The organism is Ruegeria sp. CDSC002, assembly GCF_059610905.1.
The window spans coordinates 104,004-122,646 of the sequence record NZ_JBXWOM010000005.1 but is presented as its reverse complement, the minus strand read 5'-3'; the positions used below and the strand labels follow the sequence as shown (position 1 = coordinate 122,646).

The 18,643-nt window shown below is 55.3% G+C and carries 15 protein-coding genes and 1 pseudogene; 10 read left to right on the top strand and 6 right to left on the bottom strand.

Annotated elements, in window-relative coordinates; genetic code table 11:
* Positions 1-169 precede the first annotated feature (169 nt).
* The 6 genes from AC2FJE_RS10970 to AC2FJE_RS10945 all read left to right on the top strand — a co-directional run bounded on the left by AC2FJE_RS10970 (position 170) and on the right by AC2FJE_RS10945 (position 6,760).
* Entirely contained in the window at positions 170-1,753 is a 1,584-nt protein-coding gene (locus tag AC2FJE_RS10970; RefSeq protein ID WP_282152074.1) for an ABC transporter substrate-binding protein, read from the top strand.
* A 68-nt stretch (positions 1,754-1,821) separates the two neighbouring features.
* Positions 1,822-2,916, top strand: coding sequence for a M24 family metallopeptidase (locus AC2FJE_RS10965; RefSeq protein WP_496756031.1), 1,095 nt, complete (start codon positions 1,822-1,824; stop codon positions 2,914-2,916).
* Complete coding sequence (locus AC2FJE_RS10960) at positions 2,916-3,923, top strand: ABC transporter permease subunit (RefSeq protein WP_058277167.1); 1,008 nt, start codon at positions 2,916-2,918, stop codon at positions 3,921-3,923. Before AC2FJE_RS10965 ends, AC2FJE_RS10960 begins: the two co-directional genes overlap by 1 nt.
* The gene (locus AC2FJE_RS10955) at positions 3,920-4,825 is read left to right on the top strand and encodes an ABC transporter permease subunit (RefSeq protein WP_082649183.1); all 906 of its coding nucleotides are present in this window, start codon (positions 3,920-3,922) and stop codon (positions 4,823-4,825) included. The genes AC2FJE_RS10960 and AC2FJE_RS10955 overlap by 4 nt, the downstream gene beginning before the upstream one ends.
* 4 nt (positions 4,826-4,829) lie before the next feature.
* Positions 4,830-5,807, top strand: a complete 978-nt coding sequence (locus AC2FJE_RS10950) for an ABC transporter ATP-binding protein (protein ID WP_058277169.1) — start codon at positions 4,830-4,832, stop codon at positions 5,805-5,807.
* A complete protein-coding gene (locus AC2FJE_RS10945) occupies positions 5,804-6,760 on the top strand; it encodes an ABC transporter ATP-binding protein (protein WP_496756037.1) in 957 nt (318 codons plus the stop codon). The genes AC2FJE_RS10950 and AC2FJE_RS10945 overlap by 4 nt, the downstream gene beginning before the upstream one ends.
* Positions 6,761-6,773: 13 nt before the next feature.
* Here the strand turns inward: AC2FJE_RS10945 and AC2FJE_RS10940 are convergent, their stop codons facing one another.
* Positions 6,774-7,454 carry a GntR family transcriptional regulator gene (locus AC2FJE_RS10940; protein ID WP_496756039.1) on the bottom strand — a complete coding sequence of 227 codons (681 nt, stop codon included), beginning with the start codon at positions 7,452-7,454 and terminating at the stop codon, positions 6,774-6,776.
* Positions 7,455-7,604: 150 nt separating this feature from the next.
* Between AC2FJE_RS10940 and AC2FJE_RS10935 the strand changes: the two genes are divergently transcribed.
* Together AC2FJE_RS10935 and phnY are read left to right on the top strand one after the other, a co-directional pair.
* Positions 7,605-8,624, top strand: coding sequence for a GlxA family transcriptional regulator (locus AC2FJE_RS10935; RefSeq protein ID WP_496756041.1), 1,020 nt, complete (start codon positions 7,605-7,607; stop codon positions 8,622-8,624).
* A 186-nt stretch (positions 8,625-8,810) separates the two neighbouring features.
* Entirely contained in the window at positions 8,811-10,259 is a 1,449-nt protein-coding gene (gene phnY, locus AC2FJE_RS10930) for a phosphonoacetaldehyde dehydrogenase (protein WP_496760939.1), read from the top strand.
* A 55-nt stretch (positions 10,260-10,314) separates the two neighbouring features.
* Here phnY and AC2FJE_RS10925 read toward each other — a convergent pair.
* A pseudogene (locus AC2FJE_RS10925) lies at positions 10,315-11,158 on the bottom strand (fumarylacetoacetate hydrolase family protein).
* A gap of 278 nt (positions 11,159-11,436) precedes the next feature.
* Here AC2FJE_RS10925 and AC2FJE_RS10920 point away from each other — a divergent pair.
* Together AC2FJE_RS10920 and AC2FJE_RS10915 are read left to right on the top strand one after the other, a co-directional pair.
* On the top strand, positions 11,437-12,039 hold the full coding sequence (locus tag AC2FJE_RS10920) for a GNAT family N-acetyltransferase (protein WP_282119443.1): 603 nt from the start codon (positions 11,437-11,439) through the stop codon (positions 12,037-12,039).
* A gap of 94 nt (positions 12,040-12,133) precedes the next feature.
* Positions 12,134-13,903, top strand: coding sequence for a tetratricopeptide repeat protein (locus AC2FJE_RS10915; protein ID WP_282119444.1), 1,770 nt, complete (start codon positions 12,134-12,136; stop codon positions 13,901-13,903).
* A 55-nt stretch (positions 13,904-13,958) separates the two neighbouring features.
* Here AC2FJE_RS10915 and AC2FJE_RS10910 read toward each other — a convergent pair whose 3' ends face one another.
* The 4 genes from AC2FJE_RS10910 to AC2FJE_RS10895 form a co-directional block, all read right to left on the bottom strand.
* Complete coding sequence (locus AC2FJE_RS10910; RefSeq protein WP_282169484.1) at positions 13,959-14,534, bottom strand: pentapeptide repeat-containing protein; 576 nt, start codon at positions 14,532-14,534, stop codon at positions 13,959-13,961.
* Between the two features lie 149 nt (positions 14,535-14,683).
* Positions 14,684-15,979 carry a gluzincin family metallopeptidase gene (locus tag AC2FJE_RS10905; protein ID WP_496697769.1) on the bottom strand — a complete coding sequence of 432 codons (1,296 nt, stop codon included), beginning with the start codon at positions 15,977-15,979 and terminating at the stop codon, positions 14,684-14,686.
* Positions 15,966-17,324: a TfuA-like protein gene (locus AC2FJE_RS10900; protein WP_496756048.1), complete on the bottom strand. Its 1,359-nt coding sequence runs from the start codon at positions 17,322-17,324 to the stop codon at positions 15,966-15,968. Before AC2FJE_RS10900 ends, AC2FJE_RS10905 begins: the two co-directional genes overlap by 14 nt.
* The gene (locus AC2FJE_RS10895; RefSeq protein WP_496756050.1) at positions 17,321-18,526 is read right to left on the bottom strand and encodes a YcaO-like family protein; all 1,206 of its coding nucleotides are present in this window, start codon (positions 18,524-18,526) and stop codon (positions 17,321-17,323) included. The genes AC2FJE_RS10900 and AC2FJE_RS10895 overlap by 4 nt, the downstream gene beginning before the upstream one ends.
* Positions 18,527-18,643: the final 117 nt, after the last annotated feature.

Below are 18,643 nucleotides of genomic sequence, written 5' to 3'. Positions count from 1 at the left end.
TGCGAGGTGCATTGGTTCACACATTCCTTCAACTCTCAAAGTGAGTTGACAATGGATTTTGTATTTTGGATACATTGAGCACAGATTTCGCGGCGATGAGAGTCGTCAGAAATTGCTTGGTCAACAAAAGCAACGCGAAAGCCGATTGAAAATTTTCTGGGAGACAATCATGAAACTCAAATTTTTGGCTGCAACAGCGGCTATTGCCCTGTCCAGCGCAGCCGCGCAGGCCAACACGCTGGTTTATTGTTCAGAAGGCTCACCCGAGGGGTTCGATCCCGCACTGTTTACAGCCGGAACCACATTTGATGCCTCATCGCACCCGATCTACAACCGCCTGCTGGAATTCGAAACCGGCACAACCAACGTTATCCCCGGTCTGGCCGAAAGCGTCGAAGCCAGTGATGATGGCCTGGAGTACACATTCAAGCTGCGTCAGGGTGTGAAGTTCCATTCGAATGACGAGTTCACGCCGACCCGCGATTTCAACGCGGATGACGTGATCTTCTCGTTCATGCGCCAAAAGGATGACAGCCATCCCTATAATCAGGTGTCAGGCGGTACGTGGGAATACTTCAAGGGTATGGGTATGCCCGATCTGGTCGAGTCCATTGAAAAGGTCGACGACTACACCGTCAAATTTACTCTGACCAAGCCTGAGGCGCCGTTTGTTGCCAATATGGCGATGGATTTCGCTTCGATCCTGTCTGCAGAATATGCAGATGCGATGATGGAAGCTGGAACACCTGAAAAGCTAAACACCGCACCTATTGGTACCGGCCCGTTCTCGTTCTTAGCGTATCAGAAAGACGCCGTGATCCGCTATGCCCAGAATGCCGACTACTGGAAGGATCCGGCGGATGTTGAAAATCTGATCTTTGCGATCACTCCGGACGCATCCGTGCGCTATCAGAAGCTGAAGGCGGGCGAATGTCACATCATGCCGTATCCGAACCCGGCGGACATTCAGGCGATGCAGGATGATGCCGACATCAACATGTTGGAGCAGGAAGGCCTCAACGTTGGCTACCTGGCCTATAACACCACAATGGCGCCCTTCGACAACCCGAACGTCCGCAAGGCGTTGAACATGGCAATCGACAAGAACGCGATCATCGACGTGGTGTTCCAGGGCTCGGGCCAGGTTGCAAAGAACCCGATCCCGCCGACCATGTGGGGCTATAACGACGCGATCACCGACGATGCCTATGATCCAGAAGCGGCCAAGGCAATGCTGGAAGCCGAAGGTGTTTCCGACCTGTCGATGAAGGTATGGGCAATGCCGGTACAGCGTCCGTACAACCCGAATGCGCGCCGTATGGCTGAACTGATCCAGGCGGATTTCGCGAAGGTTGGCGTGGACGTCGAGATCGTGTCTTACGAATGGGGTGAGTACCTGTCGCGTTCGAAAGATCTGGACCGTGATGGTGCCGTTCTTCTGGGTTGGACCGGTGACAATGGCGACCCAGACAACTTCCTGGCGGTTCTGCTGGGCTGTGACGGTCGTGAAGCGTCGAACCGGGCACAATGGTGCCATGAGCCGTTCGAAGATCTGATCCTGAAGGCCAAACAGTCTACTGATCAGGCGGAACGCACCAAGCTGTATGAAGATGCCCAGGTCATCTTCAAAGAGCAGGCCCCGTGGGCAACCATTGCGCACTCGGTCGTTTACATGCCGATGAGCAATAAGGTTCAGGGCTATAAAGTGCACCCGCTGGGCGGACACATCTTCTACGGTGTGAGCGTCGAATAAACCACCACTCAACGACCGGAGCCGCCCAATTGGCGGCTCCGGTTTTCTTTATTGGGAGGTCGGCGCGAATGCCGGATTTGTCCGAGTACCAACAACTGGCAAAGGACATGTCAGTAGATGCCGTGGCACTGGTGCCCGGTCCGAATTTTACCCGCGCTTTGGTAAAACCCTTCATGAGCAACGAGCGGCCCTTTGTGGTCGTGATCCCGGCCGAAGGCGTACCGGCAGCGATTGTGCCGAACCTAGAACTGGGCTCTTGGGCGCTGGTCGGGTTTGACGGCGCTGTCTTCGACTGGCGCGATCAGACGGGCTATGACGATGCCTTCGCGGCACTGGCTGAACATATGCCGTTGCGATCTCTGGCGGTCGAAGGGCAGGTGATGCGCGTCTTTGTCTCCAAGGCCTTTACCCGAGCCCTGCCCAACTTGCGGATCGTGGATGCTGAGCGCGAGATTTCTGGCCTGCGCATCATCAAGACGGACGATGACATTGCAGCGCTGCAAGCGGCGATTGATATCTCGGAGCGAGCGCTGGAGCGGGTCATTGCGGATGTTCGCGTTGGCCAAACAGAAGTACAAATCGAGCAAGCCTTGATCCAGGCGCTGTTCGCCGAAGGAGCCGCTTCGCTGGCATTTTCGCCTATCGTGACGGCCGGAGGAAACTCGGCTCAACCACATGGTAAAGCGCGCGCGGATTATCAGATCAAAGCAGGCGACGCGCTGCTGTTCGATTTCGGCGCACGCAAACATGGGTTTGCCGCCGACATCACACGCACCTTTTTTGTCGCCGAAGCCTCGGATGAGGGCAGGGCGGTCTACGACACCGTTCTGCGGGCCAACCTGGTCGGGTTCGAAGCTTGCCGGCCTGGCGTCACTGCCCACGATATCGACGACGCGGTGACCAGCGTGCTCGAGGCCTCGCCCTATGCAGATCGTATCCGCACCAAGACCGGTCATGGGCTGGGCCGCGATGTGCACGAAGCGCCCTACATCATGCGTGGCAACGGCCAGATCATGCGCGCGGGCATGGTTTGGACAAACGAGCCGGGCCTCTATGATCTGGACAATTTCGGCGTTCGGATCGAAGATGACGTATTGGTGACCAACGACGGTTGCCGGTCGCTGACCAGCTTTCCCAAAGAACTAACAATCATAGGCCGCTGATGTTTGGCTATTTTCTTACCCGCCTCGGCATGTTCATTCCGACATTTCTGGGCGTAACACTGATCTCGTTCATGTTCATTCGGGTGCTTCCAGGCGATCCGATCATCGTCATGGCCGGTGAACGCGGAATGTCCGAAGAACGTTATCAAGAAATGGTCGAGAAGTTGGGCTTCGACAAACCGGTGCTAGAGCAATACTGGGACTACCTGGTTGGCGTGTTACATGGTGATCTGGGCGAAAGCTTTGTCACCAAGAAGCCGGTTTGGGACGAATTCTTTGCCCTGTTTCCCGCCACGCTGGAACTGTCGATCTGTGCCATGATCTTTGCAGTGGCTTTGGGGCTTCCTGCGGGCGTTATTGCCGCTGTGAACCGGGGCAAATTCTTCGACCGGGCGCTGATGTCGTCCGCGCTGATCGGGTATTCCATGCCGATCTTCTGGTGGGCGCTGTTGTTGATCATCGTGTTTTCCGGCAACCTTGGTTGGACGCCTGTCTCAGGCCGGATCGACCTGCTGTACTACTTTCCAAGCGTCACGGGCTTCATGTTGATCGACAGTCTGCTGTCCGGGCAGGAGGGGGCGTTTGGATCGGCTGTACGCCATTTGATCCTGCCGACCATCGTTTTGGGCACGATCCCTTTGGCCGTGATTGCACGCCAGACCCGTTCGGCCATGTTGGAAGTGTTGGGTGAGGATTACATCCGCACGGCCCGCGCCAAGGGCCTCGCCCCCGCGCGGATCAATGGGCTGCATGCGCTGCGTAATGCGCTGATCCCGGTGATTACAGTGATCGGCCTGTCGGTCGGCACTTTGCTGGCCGGAGCGATCCTGACCGAGACAATCTTTAGCTGGCCTGGCATCGGCAAGTGGATGGTCGACAGCATTTTCCGCCGCGACTACCCGGTGGTGCAGGGCGGCCTGCTGATGATCGCCGTGATCGTCATGCTGGTGAACCTGCTGGTCGATGTCCTTTACGGCGTCATCAACCCCAAAATCCGGAGGCGATGATGGCTGAATTGTCCGCGACCCCACCAAAAACCGAAGACCGCCCCAGTGCCCTGCGAGAGTTCTGGTTCTATTTCAGCGAAAACCGCGGTGCGGTGATGGGCCTTTGGGTCTTTGCAGCTTTTGTTTTCTGTGCGGCCTTTGCGCCTTTGTTGGCCCCCTACGACCCGACTGAACAGTTCCGCAATCACATTCTGCAACCGCCTGCGTGGCAAGAAGGCGGCAGTTGGGCCTTCCCGTTGGGCACCGATCCGCTGGGTCGGGATATGCTGTCGCGGCTGATCATGGGCTCACGTTATTCCTTCTTTGTCGGCATCGTGGTGGTGTGTGTGGCCGTGACGGGCGGGGTGATTGTCGGCCTGCTGTCGGGTTTCGCGCCCAAATGGGTCGATACGATGATCATGCGGGTGATGGATATCATCCTGTCCTTCCCCTCGCTACTGCTTGCGCTGGTTCTGGTTGCCATCCTTGGCCCCTCGTTGACGAACGCGATGATCGCCATCGCCATTGTGTTTCAACCGCATTACGTGCGTTTGACCCGGGCATCTGTGTTGGCAGAGCGGCAAAAGGACTATGTGACCTCTGCCCGCGTCGCCGGTGCCAGCAAGGCCCGGCTCATGTTCAAGACCGTGCTGCCGAATTGTCTGGCTCCGATCATCGTTCAGGCGGCACTGTCGTTTTCAACCGCCATTCTGGATGCGGCAGCCCTTGGCTTTCTGGGCATGGGCGCGCAACCGCCCACGCCGGAATGGGGCACCATGCTGGCCGAAGCGCGTGAATTTATTCTGCGCGCGTGGTGGGTGGTGACGTTCCCCGGTCTGGCCATCCTGGTCACGGTGCTGGCCATCAACCTGATGGGCGACGGTCTGCGCGACGCGCTGGACCCTAAGCTAAAGCGGAGCTGAAGACATGAGCCTGTTGGATATCCGAAACCTCACTGTCGAATTCGCAACCGCCTCGGGTCAGTTCCGCGCTGTGGATGGTGTTGACCTGTCGGTCGACAAGGGTGAGTTGATGGCCATCGTCGGCGAAAGCGGCTCGGGCAAATCGGTGTCGATGCTGGCATTGATGGGTCTGCTACCCTGGACGGCCACGATTACGGCCGACCAACTAAGCTTTGAAGGCATTGATCTGACCAAAATCTCGGCCCGTGACCGGCGCAAGATCATCGGCAAGGACATTGCTATGATTTTTCAGGAACCGATGTCTTCGCTGAATCCTTGCTTTACGGTCGGCTTCCAGATCAAGGAAGCCTTGCGCATCCACCTGGGCCTGAACCGAAAGGACCGCCACCAACGCGCCATAGAGCTGTTTGATCAGGTCGGCATCCCCGCACCGGAAAGCCGCCTGAACACGTTTCCGCACCAGATGTCCGGCGGCATGAACCAGAGGGTGATGATAGCGATGGCCATCGCCTGCAAACCCAAGCTGTTGATTGCGGACGAGCCGACGACTGCGCTGGACGTGACAATTCAGGCGCAAATCCTTGATCTGTTGGTTCGCCTACGGGACGAACAGGGCATGGGTTTGGTCCTTATCACTCATGATATGGGCGTTGTCGCCGAGACCGCCGAGCGGGTGCAGGTCCAATATGCTGGCCAAAAGGTCGAGGAGCAGGCAGTCAAAGACCTGTTCCGCACCCCGCGTCACCCCTACACAACTGCGTTGCTTAACGCGCTTCCGGAACGGGCGACGTCGAAGATGCTGCCTACTATTCCCGGCGTCGTTCCAGGGCAGTTTGACCGGCCAAAAGGGTGTCTGTTCAGCCCCAGATGCCAATATGCTGATGATCTGTGCCGATCGTTGCCCCCAACTCCGCACAGTGCGGAGTTCGGCAAGGCGCGTTGCCATTACGTTGAAAAGATAACAACCGGAGAGTTGGCATGACCGCCCCCATCGTTCAGGCCAGTGAATTGGCCAGGTTTTATACCGTAAAAGGCGGGTTGTTGTCGAAGGCCGCAACGGTAAAGGCCTTGTCTGGCGTGGACTTCGAACTGCGGCCGGGCAAAACGTTGGCGATCGTAGGAGAGTCCGGTTGTGGGAAGTCCACCCTCGCAAGGGTGGTGACGATGATCGAAGAACCGACCTCGGGTAGTCTGACCATCGATGGCGTTGAAATAACTCCGTCGAAATGGGCCCAAATGCGTGAAACTGTGCAGATTGTGTTTCAGGATCCCTACGGCTCGCTCAACCCGCGCCAACGGATCGGTCAAATCCTGCAAGAGCCATTGATAATTAACCGCCGCGAGATGTCCGCAGCCGACCGCGAGGCGCGCGCTCGTGAAATGATCGACCTCGTGGGTTTGCGCCCCGAACATTACGACCGCTACCCACACATGTTTTCGGGCGGGCAGCGGCAGCGGATTGCGATTGCCCGCGCCTTGATGCTGAACCCCAAGGTGCTGGTGTTGGATGAGCCGGTTTCAGCACTGGACGTCTCAATCCAGTCGCAAATTCTGAACCTGCTGGTCGAACTGCAGGAACGTCTGAACCTTGCCTATCTGTTCATTTCGCATGATTTGTCGGTGGTGAAGCATTTTGCCGACGACGTGATCGTTATGTATTTAGGCCGCGCGGTTGAGAAGGCACCGAAAGAAAAGCTGTTTGCTGCCCCTCGACATCCTTATTCCAAGGCTCTTTTGTCGACAACACCTCGCGCAGATCCCGACGCGCGAAAGGATCGGATCAAACTGGAAGGCGAGCTTCCGTCCCCGATGAACATCCCCAAAGGCTGTGCCTTTGCACAACGGTGCTGGCTTGCAACCGAAGAATGCCGCGCCGCGCCACCAGAACTGAGCGGGTCAGACCACAAAGTGGCGTGCCTGCATCCACTGTGGTAGGGATGGGGGACCTTCAGCCAGTTTCGCCTTTCCGTGTCTTAATAACCATCGCCAGCAACTGATCCTTGGTCCGTTGAATATGCTTGGTCAGCAGTTCACCTGCGGCATCAACCTGACGTTTGCGTGCCAGCGACAAAAGCTGTCGGTGGTCTAGCTTGGCGGGCTCGCGCTGTTCCATAACGCTGAGATGCATACGGACATAGCGGTCCGATTGCAGATTGACCCTTTGCAGGATCTCATTGGTCAACCCACGATCAGCAGCAGCATAAAGGGCTTTGTGGTATTCATAGTTCAGGCTGCCCCATCGCCCGACATTGTAAGCTTCGTAAGACCTTTCCATGTCGTCGAGCAGCTTCTCGCATCTGGCGAAATCAGCTTCCGTCATCTGCGGAATGGCCCGTCTAAACAGGTCAACTTCCAAAAGAACGCGAAGGTCAAAAATCTCGCCAATTTCCGAAAGCGAATGCGAAGTCACCGATGCACCACGGTTGTTAGTCAGCTGCACAAGGCCTTCGGCATCCAGCCGTTTTAATGCTTCGCGGATCGGCATGCGCGAAACATCGTAGTCCTCGGCAAGGGCCTCCTGACGGATGGTTTCACCTTCGGCCATCTCTCCGCTTAGGATACGTTCCCGCAGATCATTTGTGATGACTTCTGGAAGACTTTGACGTGCGATCGCGCGGGTTCTGGGCATAAGAGTGGTCTCGGTCGGTGTAAGTTGTATCCAAAATACAAAATGAGCGTTCGATTTCCAAGGGTCTTACATCTATTGATAACTTTAAGTTGCTCGAACGTTCCAGCAGGCCAGCAACGATGCGGTATTCGAACGCGAAGGAGGGGTGTAGTGGTCAGTCAACGTTTCCTGCCCAAGGGGGCGATTTCCGTCGACGTTCTTTATGATGGACCACCCAAGGCCTTTCATTTCCTGTTGCTGCCTAATACCACGATGTTGGCGTTTAGCGCAGCGATTGAACCCTTGCGTATTTCAAACCAACTGGCCCGAAAGCAATTGTTCGAATGGTATGTCCTGTCAGCAGATGGCGCGCCGGTCACGTGTTCGAACGGAATCCGCATTCAAGCCGACCAACCCATGCATGATCTGGAGCAGGGGGCTTATACCTTCGTGTGTTCCGGCACTGAGCCGATGGCTTCGTTTGACACCCGGGTTTTGAATTGGATCCGTCGGCAAAAGGCACATGGATGCGATTTTGGCGGTATCTGCACCGGGGCCTTTGCCTTGGCCAAGGCAGGCCTGATCGGCGACAAGAAGTTCACCGTTCATTGGGAAAACCGCCCCGGGTTTTGCGAGTATTTTCCGACAATGACGCCAACCCAGAGTCTGTACGAGATTGACGGCAAGCTGCGCACTTGCGGGGGAGGGCACGCCAGCACCGATATGATGCTGGAAGTGATCGAGGAATTGTTCGGCAACGCCCTGGCCATCAACGTGTCCGAGATGTGCTTGCACCGACGCGTCGGAGAAAGTGGCAGCAATCAAGTTTCGCCAGTCTCGGCCCTTTTGGGGACGCGCAACGCCAAGCTGGTCGAAGCTGTCCAAATAATGCGGGACAACATTGAATCGCCGCTCAGTCTTGAGGCGGTAGCGGATCAGGCGTCTCTGTCCAGACGCCATATGGAACGGCTGTTCCAGCAGCACACAAAGATGTCGCCCGGCCAGTATTACAACAACCTCAGGCTAGATCGTGCCTTCGCCCTTTTGAATGAAACCGACCTCAGCGTATCCGAGATTGCCTTTGCATCCGGGTTTTCCAGCACGGACAGGCTTTCAGTTCATTTCCGAGGCCGGTACAATGTTTCGCCGCATAACTTCCGCAGATCGTGGTCGCACGAAAGTGGCAACTAAGACCGTTGGTGAGACTTGGATACCGAGGTGCAATCCAGCTCTGGACTGCCACAGTGGATTGACCGAGCGGGGCGTTCCCTTCATCTTCAATTGCGTGATCGACACTTCGCTGCGCCTGCCATTGCGCAATTTTGAAGCACCGTTTTTTGCCAGCATAGCGTTGGCCCCTTTATCATGGACGTTATCATGAACACATCCGGTATCCGCAACGAAGGCATGCGTATTGGCGGCGAGATTGTCTTTACCGATGCTAAAATCCCGGTCCACTACCCCTACACGAGTGAGGTTGTCGGTACCGTCCCTGCCGGCACTTCTGAACATGTACGCAAAGCTTTTGAGATCGCCGCAAATTACACGCCCAAATTGACGCGTTACGAGCGCAGCGAGATTTTGCGGCGCACCGGCGCGTTGATTGGTGAAAATCGCGAAAACCTCGCAAAATGGCTGACGCTTGAGCTTGGCATCTGCCATCAGCACTCGATCTATGAAACCAGGCGCGCGCAGGACGTTTTTCAGTTCGCTGCCTCCGAGGCCCTGAAGGACGATGGTGAGGTTTTCTCGTGCGATCTGACCCACAACGGCAAGGCGCGCAAGATTTTCACCAAACGCGAGCCGGTCAGAACCATCAGCGCAATTACACCGTTCAATCACCCTCTGAACATGGTCAGCCACAAGATTGCACCGTCCATTGCCACCAATAACAGCATGGTCTGCAAACCGACCGAGTTGACCCCACTGACGGCCCTGACGCTGGCGGACATACTGTACGAGGCAGGGCTGCCGCCCGAAATGTTTCAGGTCGTGACTGGCTGGCCAAAAGATATCGGCGATGAGATGATCACCAATGAACACATTGACATAGTCACCTTCACGGGCGGTGTGCCGGTAGGCAAGATGATCGCGTCCAAGGCGGGTTACAAACGGCAGGCACTGGAGTTGGGCGGCAACGATCCTCTGATCGTGCTGAATGATCTGAATGACGCCGATCTGGACAAGGCCGCCAGTATAGCTGTGGCCGGGGCCACAGGGAATTCGGGGCAACGCTGTACCGCGATCAAACGCATTCTGGTTCAGGAAAGCGTGGCAGATAGATTTGTGCCACTTGTTCTGGAAAAGGCAAAAGCGATCCGGTTTGGTGACCCTCAGGACCCAGAAACGCAATTGGGTTGCGTTATCCACGCACAAGCCGCCGAGTTGTTCGAAAACCGCGTGCTGAGGGCTGCGCAAGAGGGCGCAGAAATCCTCTATCACCCCGGCCGCGACGGTGCACTGTTGCCGCCGATCGTCGTCGACAAGGTGCCCCACGGCAGTGAGTTGGTGATGGAAGAAACATTTGGTCCAATCGTGCCGATCGTTCGTGTTCCAGATGATGATGCGCAAGTCATGCAGATCTCAAACGGCACCGCATTTGGTTTGTCTGCGGGTGTCTGTACAAATGATCTGAACCGGGCGATTACCTACATCAACGGTTTGAACGTTGGCACCTGCAACATCTGGGAACAGCCCGGCTACCGGATCGAAATGTCTCCTTTTGGCGGCATCAAGGACAGCGGCAACGGCGTCAAGGAAGGCGTGATCGAGGCGATGAAATTTTTCACCAACGTCAAAACTTATTCACTGCCCTGGCCCGAGTGACTTTTCAGCCCTTTTTCTGTTGCGGGAAATTGTGACAATTGCACAAACAGGGGGCTCAGCCCTGCACAACGTTCTGCCGTTGCACACCCAAGCCTTTGATGCCCAACTCCATCCTGTCGCCGGGTTTTAAAAAAGGTCGGCGGATTTTGGCCCATGCCCACACCCGGAGGGGTGCCTGTCGAAATCACATCTCCCGGCTGTAGCGACATGAACTGCGACAGATGAGAGATTGCTGTCGCCACGCCGAAATGCATCGTTCGGGTCGATCCATTCTGAAACCGTTGCCCGTTCACCTCAAGATACATCTGCAGGTCCTGCGGATTGGGTACCTCATCCCGTGTCACAAGCCATGGACCTATAGGACCGAACGTGTCGGCGGATTTGCCTTTGACCCACTGGCCCGAACGGTGCAGTTGGAAATCGCGTTCTGATATGTCGTTGATGACGCAATAACCGGCGACATGGTTCAAGGCTTCGGCTTCCGAGAGGTATTTGGCCTCTTTCCCGATCACCACACCCAGTTCCACCTCCCAATCGGTTTTGACCGAGCCACGAGGGATTTCGACCGTGTCGTTGGGGCCAATAATGGCCGAAGTTGCCTTAAAAAAGATTACCGGTTCCTGCGGCAGCTCCATCCCACTTTCGGCCGCATGATCGGCGTAGTTCAGACCTATGCAGACGAACTTGCCGACCTGACCGACGCAAGCGCCAATCCGCGGTTGACCATCCACTAGAGGCAGGCTTGCGGTATCCAACCTGCGCAATCGGTACAGGGCTTCATCGCCAAGCAACTCGCCTGTGAGATCATCAATCACACCCGACAAATCACGAATTGCGCCCTTGGCATCCAGAAGACCGGGTTTTTCCGCGCCCTTGGGACCGAACCGCAGTAATTTCATTGATAGTGTTCCCTTTGCTCAGAGCGTCCGCGGCCATCATTAGCCAACAGGGTTGCGGATGGGAAATTCCGTTGTATTTGACCGGACAGCACACTTATCGACCCCCTGCACCAAAAACTCAATTCTTGTGGTGAATTAAACAGAGGACAGAGATACTGTAATCTCATTTCGTAATTTTGAATTTTTTGTGCTAGTGTCCGAGCAGATTTTACTGATTTCTTTCAAAGGTACTATTTATCGTGAGCAACAATTCACAAAACACGTTCAGGTTGCGTCCGATGGAAAGGGCAGATCTGGATTCCGTTCTGAGTTGGTTTCAGGACGTTGAAGACCTTGCGCGTTTCGATCGTACAACGCGCGTGCCCCTCAATACATCGCATGCCGAAGAATTTTGGAGAGATTCATTTACGTCTTCCGATGCCAGCCGCAAATGTTGGTTTATCGTCGAGTCCTCCGCAGGTGAGGCCGTTGGGTTGGCCGGACTCGAGTCTATCTCGAACATCAATCGCGATGCAGTGGTTGCAGTTTTCGTCAACAAGGCAATGCGCAGATCCGGCGTCGGGCTCCGGGCATCTGCTTTGGTGCTGGATCTGGCATTTCGACAGTTGGGGCTGAACCGCATAACGTCTTATTATCGTGAGGACAATCATCACAGCCGTGATCTTGTTGCGAAGATAGGATTCCAGATTGAGGGGACAATGCGTCAAGCGTGGTTCGCTGAAGGTGAGTTTCAAGATATGGTTGTTGTGGGCATTCTGAAATCCGAGTGGATGGTTCGCCGAAACGTTTTGGCACAGGAACTGGATGCGAATACGATCGTGACTTTGGGGCCGAATGATTGCGCCGACTGGTCATGGCCACCTCGGATCGCAGAGGTGTGATCAGTTCCGATCAAAACTGCTTCGGTCGTCAAAAACGTTTTTTGATATATGTTGGTTACGGGTCCGCTACGAATCCGAAAAAAGAGTAACACTTGTGAGTACGACAATTTCTGACATTCCAATTACTCAACGGCTTGGCGCAGTATTGTTCGCTGATGTCGTAGGATACTCCCGGCTCATGAGCGAGAATGAGCTGGATACCTATAATGAATTGAAAGCATTGATTTCTTTGCTTGAGGCATCGTGCGCAAAGTACAACGGCCGAGTGGTTGAGGTACGTGGGGACGGGATTTTGGCCCTGTTCGAAACTGCCACCAGCGCAGTAGAATTCGGGGTCGAATTGCATCAAATCGCAAGCGATCAGAACAAAACCCGCGCGCAGGATCAGCGAATCAAGTTCCGGGCCGGGATTCACCTTGGTGAGATACTGATAGACGAACGTGGCATTCACGGCGACAACGTCAATATCGCGGCCCGGTTGCAAGAGATAGCCGAGCCTGAGCGGGTCTATGTCAGCTCTGCCGTGTATGATCAGGTCTGCAATCGCCTGCGATATGGGTACGAGTTTCTGGGGCCAAAACAGCTCAAGAACATCATGAATCCTGTCTCGACCTACTGCGTCCGCAGCGAAGTGGCCGGCGCAACAATGGCTGGCACGATGCGCCCGGATTTGAAAGGGGACATATTCGAACGGCCGGATACGCCGTCGGTGGCCGTTCTGCCCTTCAGTAGCTCTGGCGGCGATGAGTCCGACAGCTGGATCGCCGAAGGTCTGACGGACGACATCATCATGAATCTGTCCAAGTTCCGGAACCTTTTTATCATCGCCCGAAACTCGTCGTTTTTCTTCAGGACACAATCGATGCCTCCGAAAGAGGCCGCGCAAAAACTGAATGTCCGTTATGTCGCGCGCGGCAGTGTACGTCGCTCAGCCAGTCGGATCAGGATTTCCGCCGAGTTGATTGATGCCAACACCGAGCGCACGATCTGGGGCGAACGGTTCGATCGCAAGATTGACGATATTTTCGACATTCTTGATGAGGTCACGGAATGCATTGTGGCGGCCACTGCGGTGATGATCGAGTCGCATGAAAAACAGCGCATGATTCAGGCGATTCCAAACGATCTTGAGGCCTATGGTTCGGTCCTTCAAGGTCAGCACCACATCTTCAAATATACCCGAAACGACAACCGCAAGGCACAGAATTTCTATCAATCAGCCCTTGAACGGGACGAAGGATATGCCCGTGCTGCAGCAGCGCTGTCGCGAACTCTAAATATCGATTGGCGTTATTCCTGGGCCGAAGAGCCATCACAATCCCTGGAAAAGGCGCTGATGTTGGCGCAGCGCGCGATTGAGCTGGACCCGACCGACGCGCGTGGTTTCGGCGAATTGGGCTATGTACACCTATACCGCAAAGAGCATGACGCAGCCATCCAATCCTATCAGCGTGCGCTGGCGTTAAACCCAAATGACGCAGATATGCATTCTGACTTTGCCGATGCTTTGGCCCATTCAGGCGACAACGAGACGGCCATAACGCATCTTCAGCAGGCAATGCGCCTAAATCCCTATTTCCCGGATCAATACCTTTGGCATCTGGGCGGCGCGTATTACAATCTCAGACGCTATGAGGACGTCATTGAGACGGTCAACAAGATGAACAACCCGACTGAAGGGCAGCGTATGCTGGCTGCGAGCTATGCGCAGCTTGGTCAAACGGACATGGCCCGTCTGATCCGGGAAAAACATCGCGAGGCGCATCCGAACTTTTCGCTGGCCCGGTGGACAACCGTTCAACCGGATCGGCTAGAGGAAGACACGCAGCACTTTGTGGAAGGTCTGAAAAAGGCGGGGTTCTAAAATGCAAAGGGGCACCGCGTTCCGGTGCCCCTGAGCTTACTTTCAAAAACTGGATTTAGTCGCCGCCGCGTACCTTTGCGCCGCTGACCTTGGCGCCGCTCACCTTCGCACCACTGACTTTGGCACCGCTGACCTTGGCCCCACTTACTTTCGCGCCGCTGACTTTGGCACCGCTGATAGCCGGGCTATCAAAGCCGAAATAGATGTCCAGAAGGACTTGTTCGAACTGGCCGGTCATCACGTCCATACGCATGGTCTGGTCAGATTTGTCATACCGCCAGACGCGGATGCCATCGGCGACCTGATAGTCGGCCGCTGCGACGCCCCCGATACTCGGGTCTTGCGGCGCTCGGGATGCGTCGTCTGCAGGCTTATCGGGATCAGCGACCAGCTCACCTTTACCATGAACCAGAAAGATCACCGGCTCCGGCATTTCGTAATAAGTGCCCTCAAAGGCAAAGCCATAAATCTTGGCGAACCGAGGACCTTTCTCCCCTTTTTCCACCCCAAATTGATCGTCGAGATGCTTGTTGGCGCCCTTCCCTTTGGACGGAATGCGTTTGTACTCTAAATCTTCGAGCTCACGGCCATATATCAACACTTCTGAAAAACTGAGCAAGGATTCAGGCATATCTCTCTCTCCCAATTATGGGATCGACGAAGCCAGAACCCTCATCTCCCCCTCAAAATAAACTCGAAAAATATTCGAGCAAATGCGTTCCAATAATCTTCTTCCGATTGCATGCCATAAAACCGCTTAAAAATAAAGGATTTTACAAGTTACACTGGCACCTGCGTACGAACCGAGGCCGAGTGGCTGTCTTCCTCGGGGTCGGGAAGACGTGGACCGGCAGATGTCAGACCAATATCACGCATGCGGAAGTTGCCTTCGATGATGTTGCGAAACGCACCGCCAGTGATTTCCTGATCGACCGCCAGCAGGGCCTTTTCAACACCGAAATAGCTGAGCATATCGGCATCCAGCCGCTCCCATGTGTCGGCCAGATAGGTTCCCAAAAAATCGCGCGCTTCAAGCAAAGCGATCCGGAAACCTTCCGGGTTTTCGGCATAGCGGGCATCGAACACACCCTGCATAACCTCGCTGTAATCCGGAGAGTCTTCCAGTTGATCGGACAGGTGTTCTTCTTCAGGTGAGATCAGCCCATGCAGCAGCAGGCGTTCGTGATAAATATCTACGAAAATGTCGAACATCGCTCCGGTCAATGGTTCGGACAGATCGTGTTCGCTAGTCCATCCGGCCGCAAACTCTGACATGGACCGTGTGTTGGCGGCAATTCGGATCTGAGCGTTTTCCCCCAGTTCGGCAAACCGGTTCAGGCGATTGAATGTGTACAGGTTGCCCCGCGTGTTTTTCAACAACGCGTCAACAACAGAACCAAAATGCAGCGACGCAAGAAGGGCGACCATATCGGCAGCGGACTCGTGAAATCCGTAATATTCGCCCGACGCATCTCCGTCTGACGGCATACCAATGACGCTATAGATAATGGCATGTCCAATTTCATGGGAGACAACGTCAAAGTTCAGGCTATATGGGCGGTACTCGTCTCCATGTTCGTGTGTGCCGCCCGTTTCCAGAAACCCCCAACCAATATGTGCGTTGTCCAGACTGGGTAGCAGGGACAGTTCAAGCCGGTTGAAATCGCGTGAGAAATGCCATGGGATCGGCCGGTCAAAATACCCTTGCCAAACATCCATTGTAAAGTGAGCTGACCCGAACAAATGCGCCGCCTCAAATGAGGGGTCCGACGGGGCAATATGAAAGAAGTTCCCTAACTCATCAGGCATCGCGGGCGGTTGGATGTATCCGTCCCAAGGAGGCAGATACATACCCGGTCCATTTGGCCCGGGAACAATGGCGCCGTAAGGTGTGGTTTTGCCGACAGGATTTACAGTGTACATGCGCGGACCGGACGGCCCCGGCCCGATGCTACCTTGCGGAGCCGAAATTTCGACAAGCTCCGGTTGCGCGCCCGGTTCCAGAAAAGGTGATTGCGGATACAGCAGGAACCGTGTGCCGGGTTCTTCGTCGCTTACAGTCTCATGTGTGTTCATCAATCGACCCCTCGTGCCGGGCGGAGGTCACCTTGCTTTTTGGGACATCCGCACAGGCACTCCTGTGGCAAAACAAATACTCTGCTTCGATCAACTCACCAAGTTCCGCGCGCCCGGATAGGCCAAGCGAGGTTGCGTAGCTGTCCAGGTTATCCGGCACGTCCTGGTCAAGGCGCGTTTCAAAATACCACACGACCATACGCAGACGATCTGCGCCCGAGGGGTGCCCATTCACAATCGCAGCTTTTTCCTTGGCGGCCGCCCGTTCCCGTAGATCGGCATACTTTCCGGTTCGCTTCAGTTCAGCCAGCAATGGCACATCCAATTGGGCCAAACGCGCGACGACCGTCGCATCGATCCGGGCGGCATCTGCCAGAATGTCCTCGTATTCCGCAAGGTTCAGATCATTGGCGGTCAACCATTCCATCAAATGCGTTTTATGAGACAATCCAGCCTTGGCCCTGTGGCCCGTCATCTGCCGGATCAGGGCGTCACGATCAGGTTGCCGATCCAGCTCGGCGGCTTCTTCCTGTGCCATTACGCTCAGCACTGCGCGGTTGCGCAATTCGGTGTAAAGCACGGGGTCTAACCTCAACTCGTCGATCACCGCGTGGTTCTGTGCCTCGTTGGTGTCGATGCGGTTGCGCAACTGTTTCCACACCAATGTTGGCTCGGTCCGTGTTACGGGACTTGGGGGTAGGGTGCCTTGCGACAGGCAATCCGCCATAAGGGCCAGCATCGCCCGAGCGTCATCTGCCTTGGCATCAATTTGGCCGTCGGGTAGCCAATCTAAAAAGGCCGCTATTCCGGGCAAGTCGCTTAACTCTTTGCCGATGTTCTGCCAGATGCGGTACCGATAGTGTCTGGATTTCGCATGCTCTAGGATGGTGGCGACGCTTTCAGAAGGCAAAATCCCTTGGGCCTGCGCCTGTTTGACTGTGGCCCGGATCGATACCATCGGTGTACTGAGCGGTTGAAACCCCAGTTCTGCCGGGCTGTGCAGAACCGCGACCTCATCGTCATCGTGCAAAACGCCGCTGAGGTAGTCCTTAAAGATCCCGCCAACACCGATCATTCCAAAATCGGCAAGTTCCGCTGCTCGCAGGGCGCCCATGCTGGCGCTGCCAAATACCGGTATCCCTTGTTCCATCGCCCACAAGATTTCCTTATGCCAGACTGACGGCACACCTTCAAAAAACCCATCTATGATTCCAATGGCGTGCGGTTGATCCTTGGCTGCGCGATAAACATCACCCTGCTGAACAGGGGGTAGGATCGCAGCATTCAACCGTGCGGTGACTTCGTGCGCTGGCAGGGTAGGGCCCACAAATACAACGACGGTCATGCGGTTTCCTGCCTGATCTGCAGCGCTCTTAGTCCTGGTACATAATCCGCGTCGTCATGTGGCGCCTCCAAGCCCGGTATGACCGCCCGAACAACCGATAGATCATATTCAGGCCGAGACAAGTCCACGATCACAACCTGAGAAATCCCGACGGCCTCTAACCTGTTCAACAGCAAAGCCAGGTCATCCTCGAATGTCTTGGTTGAATGCGTCGGGCAGTCCTGAAAATTCTCTGTCGGAGTGGCACGATCGATCAGATCCCGCACATATCTACACCGATCCGTTTGCGCCTGGTCAGTGAATTCTTCCGGATCCAGATCATCGCGCGCGCCCGAGATATAGGTTAGCCGGGTCTGAGCAGCCTCTGTCACCGCGCGCAGCAACGCGATTGCTCGATCCGGATGGCACCCGTCGCCGATGCCGATGTGACCAGGCTGCCCGCTGGCCTCACAGATCACGCAGCGAAAACTGGCAATTCCGATATCCGACGTGGTGTTCCACACCCCGATCTCCAGATTTGCGCCGGTGACTTTTTCAATGGCCGCCTGACATCTTGGGTCGTCGACAGTGCCGAGATCAATACGCACGGTCGGGGTTTGATGAGACCACAGCGTCGTTGCATCCCGCTCAATCAATTCGCAAATCGCATGACAACTCGCTTCGGCGACATTGTTGCCCGAAGCCAAACCGTTTGTTGTTCTGGGAAAGGCGCGTTGTCCAGCGAGTGGAGCCGTGGTGTAGTCAGTGTCCACCATCTCAAGCGGAACCCAGCAGGCCCGTTGGCTTTTCAAATCCCGGCCTTCGACCCATAACATGTTGCTATTGGGATCAAATTTCGCGCCGGTGACCTTAGGCAATCGCTCCACATCCACTACGGTCGCTTCATCAGCCAAATCGGTAAGTCTGGCAAGCCGTTGCGGAAGTCGCACACGTTCGGCATGCCAGGATTCGATCGCTTCCATAACGCCTGAAGCTTGCGCTGCCTGCAACGACAGTCCCTTACCAAGTGACACCGCAACAGATCGGGAATTGGGACGAGCAACCATGACGGTAGGCAAACCAATCCGATCCAGACCAGTCAGATTCGCGATCCGAGTTATACCCATTTCCCGAAGAAATGGTTGCACAATACTCAGGGTGTGTGCGGGGTCGCGCAGACGATGAGTGTCATGCACGTAGGTCTTTTGTGAACTATCGGTCATTTCATCGACCTTGCCAAAACAAACGTGCAGGTTCGCACAATAAAACAAGCTATACGCAAATAGGATGGTAGATGAATTCGTGTGGGTCAACCTTGCTGGTTTCTGGCGTCGATTTTG

What these genes read in the sequence shown, in the direction of transcription:
- AC2FJE_RS10970 (WP_282152074.1), top strand. Translation starts at nt 170, where the DNA reads ATGAAACTCAAATTTTTGGCTGCAACAGCGGCTATTGCCCTGTCCAGC.
- AC2FJE_RS10965 (WP_496756031.1), top strand. Translation starts at nt 1,822, where the DNA reads ATGCCGGATTTGTCCGAGTACCAACAACTGGCAAAGGACATGTCAGTA.
- AC2FJE_RS10960 (WP_058277167.1), top strand. Translation starts at nt 2,916, where the DNA reads ATGTTTGGCTATTTTCTTACCCGCCTCGGCATGTTCATTCCGACATTT.
- AC2FJE_RS10955 (WP_082649183.1), top strand. Translation starts at nt 3,920, where the DNA reads ATGATGGCTGAATTGTCCGCGACCCCACCAAAAACCGAAGACCGCCCC.
- AC2FJE_RS10950 (WP_058277169.1), top strand. Translation starts at nt 4,830, where the DNA reads ATGAGCCTGTTGGATATCCGAAACCTCACTGTCGAATTCGCAACCGCC.
- AC2FJE_RS10945 (WP_496756037.1), top strand. Translation starts at nt 5,804, where the DNA reads ATGACCGCCCCCATCGTTCAGGCCAGTGAATTGGCCAGGTTTTATACC.
- AC2FJE_RS10940 (WP_496756039.1), bottom strand. Translation starts at nt 7,454, where the DNA reads ATGCCCAGAACCCGCGCGATCGCACGTCAAAGTCTTCCAGAAGTCATC.
- phnY (WP_496760939.1), top strand. Translation starts at nt 8,811, where the DNA reads ATGAACACATCCGGTATCCGCAACGAAGGCATGCGTATTGGCGGCGAG.
- AC2FJE_RS10920 (WP_282119443.1), top strand. Translation starts at nt 11,437, where the DNA reads ATGGAAAGGGCAGATCTGGATTCCGTTCTGAGTTGGTTTCAGGACGTT.
- AC2FJE_RS10910 (WP_282169484.1), bottom strand. Translation starts at nt 14,534, where the DNA reads ATGCCTGAATCCTTGCTCAGTTTTTCAGAAGTGTTGATATATGGCCGT.
- AC2FJE_RS10905 (WP_496697769.1), bottom strand. Translation starts at nt 15,979, where the DNA reads ATGAACACACATGAGACTGTAAGCGACGAAGAACCCGGCACACGGTTC.
- AC2FJE_RS10900 (WP_496756048.1), bottom strand. Translation starts at nt 17,324, where the DNA reads ATGACCGTCGTTGTATTTGTGGGCCCTACCCTGCCAGCGCACGAAGTC.
- AC2FJE_RS10895 (WP_496756050.1), bottom strand. Translation starts at nt 18,526, where the DNA reads ATGACCGATAGTTCACAAAAGACCTACGTGCATGACACTCATCGTCTG.